Raw genomic sequence first — 5,079 nt, 5'->3', positions numbered from 1 at the left:
CATCCACATCACCGGTGATGTACTTGCCATCGAAAACGGAACACTCCCAGCCCTCGATGTCGGGGTTGACATCATTGACACAGGACACCAGGTCTTCCAGATCCTGATACACCAGCCAGTCAGCACCGATCAGTTCACGAATCTCTTCCACGGTACGGCCATGGGCGATCAATTCACTGGCCGACGGCATATCAATGCCGTACACGTTCGGATAGCGCACCGGCGGCGCTGCGGAGGCGAAATACACCTTGCGGGCGCCGGCATCACGGGCCATCTGGATAATTTCTTCGCAGGTGGTCCCGCGAACGATTGAATCGTCCACCAGCATCACGTTCTTGCCCCGAAACTCGAGATCAATGGGGTTCAGCTTCTGGCGCACCGATTTCTGACGCAACTTCTGGCCGGGCATGATGAAAGTGCGGCCGATGTAACGGTTCTTGATGAAGCCCTCGCGGAACTTGACACCCAGGCGATGAGCCATTTGCAGGGCCGACGTCCGGCTGGTATCGGGGATCGGCACCACCACATCAATATCGTGATCAGGGTGCTCCCGCAAAATCTTGTCGGCGAGTGTCTCGCCCATACGCAGCCGTGCCTTGTAGACCGACACCTTGTCCATGATGGAGTCAGGCCGGGCAAAGTAGACGTGTTCGAAAATACAGGGTGTAAGGTGGGGCTTCTCCGCGCACTGCCGGGTATTCAGTGTGCCGTCAGTTTCAATATACACCGCCTCGCCGGGTGCAATATCCCGCACCAGTTTGAAACCCGCCGCGCTCAGAGCCACGCTCTCGGACGCAATCATATACTCGGTGCCCTGGGCTGTTTCGCGAACACCGTAACAGGCAGGACGAATACCGTTCGGATCACGGAAACCGACAATGCCATAGCCGGTGATCATGGCAATAACCGCGTAAGCACCCCGACAGCGTTGATGCACGGCACTGACCGCCGCAAAGATTTCTTCCCGGGTGGGGGTGAGCTTGCCCAGTTTCTGCAGCTCGTGGGCAAAAACGTTCAGCAGCACTTCCGAGTCGGAATTGGTGTTGATGTGGCGAAGATCGGTACGGAACAGATCCCGGGCCAGCTCATCGGCATTGGTCAGGTTACCGTTATGGGCAAGCGTAATACCGTAGGGGCTGTTGACGTAAAAAGGTTGTGCCTCTGCGGAGCTTGAGCTGCCAGCCGTCGGATAACGCACATGACCGATACCCACATTTCCTACCAGGCGACGCATATGGGTGGTGCGAAAAACGTCGCGAACCAGGCCATTGTCCTTACGCAGAAAAAAACGGTCGTCCTGAAAGGTCACAATACCCGCCGCGTCCTGGCCCCGGTGCTGAAGTACCGTCAACGCATCATAGAGCGCCTGGTTGACGTATTGGGTACTGACAATGCCTGCAATTCCACACATGAGTTCTGTGTTCTCCAGAGCGAAAAAAACGGGTCAATCAATTTCCAGGACCGCTAGCCGGTATCCGGTCGCTGCTCATGATCAGCGTACTGGCATCCGGTGCCGGGCCAAGAAGCCGCTCAAACTCGTCGCCAAAGGTACGGCGCGACCAGTCCTCTACTACGGCCAGGTGTTCTATCATGACGGATTCCCGCCACCAGGTATCTTCCGCCAGCGGCGTGTAGCGGGTTACTGCGATACCCACTATGACCACGACAACGCCTCTGAGCAGCCCGAATGCCATACCGAGTACACGGTCAGTGGCGGTGAGGCCGGTCACCCGTACCAGGTGACCTATCATATTGTTGATAACAGCGCCGATGAGCAGGGTCGCAATGAACAGGATGGCAAACGCTGCAATCAGGCGCACCATGGGTGTTTCCACGGTACTTTCCAGCAGGGTCTGCATCTGGGGATGAAATGTACGGGCAATGATAAAAGCGGCCACCCAGGTAACGAGTGACAAAGCCTCTTTCACAAAGCCTCGCTTCAGGCTGATCAGAGTAGAGACTGTCAGCAGGGCAATAATAACCCAGTCGATCCAGATCAGCGCTTGCATTAACAACCCGGCGGTAAACGGTAAACGCGGATTCTAACAGGAATCATCGCCAACCCAAACCACCGGACCAGCCTGTGCGGAGGGAATTCCGTAAAACGTCACAGCCCGGATGCCGGATGATGGAAATCAGCCCGCACCCCTGGTTACCAGGGAATTGACGCCGAAGGCTTCGTCCAGGATCTGTTTCGCCCGCTCGGCCTCCTCTTTCTCGGCGAAGGGGCCGGAAAACACCCTGATCAGCAGGCTGTCACCGCGAGTCACTTCCTGTAGATGGGCACCATAACCTCGCTCACGAACATTGTCCCGCAGGCGTCTGGCGTTGTCCTGGCTACCAAAACTGCCAAGCTGCAGCACCCAGGCGCCTTCCAGGGAACGCTGAAATTCAGGCGACTCTGATTCTGCGGCCACCGCCGGTGGCGCCTCCGCCGATGACGGCTCACTGGCCACGGGCGCATCTGCACCGGGCGCGGGCGTCTCTTCCGTAGTCGGTGGTGCTACCTGCGGGACCGGGGCCGGGGCTGCGGCGGAGTCCGTTGAGGAATCCGGTGCTGGCGCTGAAGCTGGCCCGGACGGAGTAGCCACTTCTTCAATGTGATAGTCCGGCGCCCGGTTGTCGCCGGCCTGCTCCGGCTCCGGCAGATCAACCGTCGGGAAGGGAGGTTCCTCAGGTATATCCAGCGAGCGAACGGACCGTTCATCGTGTGGCTCATCAAACATCATCGGTACAAAGATAACGGCCAGTGAAATCAACACCAGCGCACCAATGATTCTTTGTTTCAGTCCATCCACGTCATTTGACTCCCTGAAATTAAGCCGGACTTCTGGCAAAACCGGATGCTCCGGCCAATAACAACATAACGATATGTGCCCGATAGTAACTGTCCGCCCCGGGTAACTCAAAGTCACCGACAGACAATGACCAATCTTTAAGGCGCCCGGAATCCGGTCGATGATCGGGCCAACAGCCCGGGTTTCAGGCTGGTGCGCGTACGGCCATAATGCGCCGGGCCTCTGCAACGGTAAAAAACGACCCGAACACCAGCACCATATCATCCGGTGCAGCCTGCTTTACAGCCACCGCCAACCCCTCGTCCACGGACATCGAGGTGATGGCATTCCGGCTGACATCGGGCAGATCTGCCAGGCGTCCGGCCAGTGCCTCGGCACTCAGGCCCCGGGGCACCGCAAGACCACAGATGACCCACTGGTCAACAACCTCCGCCAACGCGGCCACCACGCCCGCCGAATCCTTGTCGGACAGCCCTGCGTAGACGGCAAATATCCGTTGTCCCGGCTTGCACATGGCCGCCAGACGGCTGGCCAGCCAGCGCGCCGCGTGGGGATTATGGCCCACATCAGCGTACACCGCAGGAAGTTTCTCACTGCGCCCCGCCGCAATGGCAATCTGCGGAGCCGCAACCAGTCGCTCAAAGCGCCCGGCCAGCACCACCGCAGACAGTACCTCCGATACCGCGGCGTCATCCAGCTCCAGTTCCAGCAAGCCTGCAGCGACGGCGGCGGCAGCCAGACTGTGTATCGGCAGACCGTCCAGAGGCAGCTCGAAGACCCGCACCGGCACGTCCGTGCTTACCCGCCAGTGTTCCCCCAGCCGTTGCAGCTGATAGCCATGGCCGGGACGCAGCAAGGTGACCTTCTGGGCGGCCGCCTGCTGCAATACCGAAGCCGGCGGATCTTCATCGGCGTATATCGCCAGTTGCCCTGGCCGCAGAATCCCGGCCTTCTCGAAACCGATGGCGTTACGGTCGTTGCCCAGCCAGGCGGTATGATCAAGGTCGATTGAGGTGATGACGGCAAGATCGGCATCCAGCACATTGACAGCGTCAAGACGCCCCCCCAGGCCAACCTCAAGAACCCAGTTGCTGACACCCGCCTGCGCCATCACCAGGAACGCCGCCAGGGTGCCAAACTCGAAGTAAGTCAGTGAGGTTTGCCCCCGCGCCGCCTCAATGGTTTCAAAGGCAGATACCAGTGCCACATCATCGACGTCCTGGCCGTTGATGCGAACCCGCTCGTTGTAACGTTCAAGATGGGGCGAAGTGTAACTGCCAACCGATTGCCCGGCTGCCAGCAACAGGGCTTCCAGCGCCGCTACGGTACTGCCTTTACCATTGGTTCCGGCAACCGTGATAATTCTGGCGGACGGCCTGTTTCGAAACAGCCGGCGCAGGACGATCAGTACCCGGTCCAGGCCTAACTCGATTTCGGTGGGGTGAATGGCCTCGAGATAGTGAAGCCAGTCATCAAGCGAAGCCCCCGCAGCGGGGGGCACCGGCAGGTTTTGCTCAGCGGGCATCGACTTCCGCCGCGTCCGGCGTTTCCGGACGTTCGCTCACGTCAAATTCAATCGGCGCTTCACTTTCTGGCTGATCCAGGCCGGTAAACTTGGCCAGGAGGGAGCCCAGGCGTTCACGCATCTTGTGGCGGTGAAGAATCATGTCAATGGCACCGTGTTCCAGCAGGAACTCGCTGCGCTGAAAGCCTTCCGGAAGTTTTTCACGAACGGTCTGTTCAATGACCCGCGGACCTGCGAAGCCGATCAGGGCATTGGGCTCGGCTACGTTAAGGTCTCCCAGCATGGCAAGACTGGCCGAGACACCGCCAAACACAGGATCGGTCATCACCGAAATATAGGGTATGCCTTCCTGCTTCATGCGTTCAAGAACCGCGGCTGTCTTGGCCATCTGCATCAATGAAATAATGGCTTCCTGCATTCGCGCGCCACCGGACGCAGCAAAACACACCAGCGGTATACGCTCTTCCAGGCAGATGTTGGCCGCCCGGACAAACTTTTCACCCACTACCTGGCCCATGGAGCCGCCCAGGAAGTTGAACTCGAAGGCGCAGGCCACCAGCGGGATTCCGAGCGTTTTGCCCTTCATCACCACCAGCGCGTCTTTTTCACCGGTGGCCTTCTGATTCTGGGTCAGACGTTCCTTGTAGCGACGGGTGTCCTTGAACTTCAGGCGGTCCCAGGGCTCCAGCTCTGCGGCAATTTCGGTGCGGCCGTCTTCATCAAGAAAAATATCGAGACGGCGGCGGGCCGTTACCC

General features: G+C 59.0%; 5 protein-coding genes. All 5 read right to left on the bottom strand.

The genetic code is table 11. The annotated features are described in order from the left end of the window. On the bottom strand, positions 1–1,411 hold a 1,411-nt coding region (purF, locus tag AAC035_RS18400; RefSeq protein ID WP_339806557.1), incomplete at its 3' end, for an amidophosphoribosyltransferase. A 37-nt stretch (positions 1,412–1,448) separates the two neighbouring features. Further along, positions 1,449–2,009: a CvpA family protein gene (locus tag AAC035_RS18395; RefSeq protein WP_339806556.1), complete on the bottom strand. Its 561-nt coding sequence runs from the start codon at positions 2,007–2,009 to the stop codon at positions 1,449–1,451. 126 nt (positions 2,010–2,135) lie between these two features. After that, the gene (locus tag AAC035_RS18390) at positions 2,136–2,798 is read right to left on the bottom strand and encodes an SPOR domain-containing protein (protein ID WP_339806555.1); all 663 of its coding nucleotides are present in this window, start codon (positions 2,796–2,798) and stop codon (positions 2,136–2,138) included. 184 nt (positions 2,799–2,982) lie between these two features. Beyond that, on the bottom strand, positions 2,983–4,323 hold the full coding sequence (folC, locus tag AAC035_RS18385) for a bifunctional tetrahydrofolate synthase/dihydrofolate synthase (protein WP_339806554.1): 1,341 nt from the start codon (positions 4,321–4,323) through the stop codon (positions 2,983–2,985). Beyond that, positions 4,313–5,079: acetyl-CoA carboxylase, carboxyltransferase subunit beta (gene accD / locus AAC035_RS18380; protein ID WP_339806552.1), on the bottom strand; the 767-nt coding region annotated here is incomplete at its 5' end. The genes folC and accD, both read right to left, overlap by 11 nt.

Source organism: uncultured Marinobacter sp. (genome assembly GCF_963974375.1).
GTDB lineage: Bacteria > Pseudomonadota > Gammaproteobacteria > Pseudomonadales > Oleiphilaceae > Marinobacter.
This window is presented reverse-complemented; position numbering and strand designations above follow the sequence as displayed.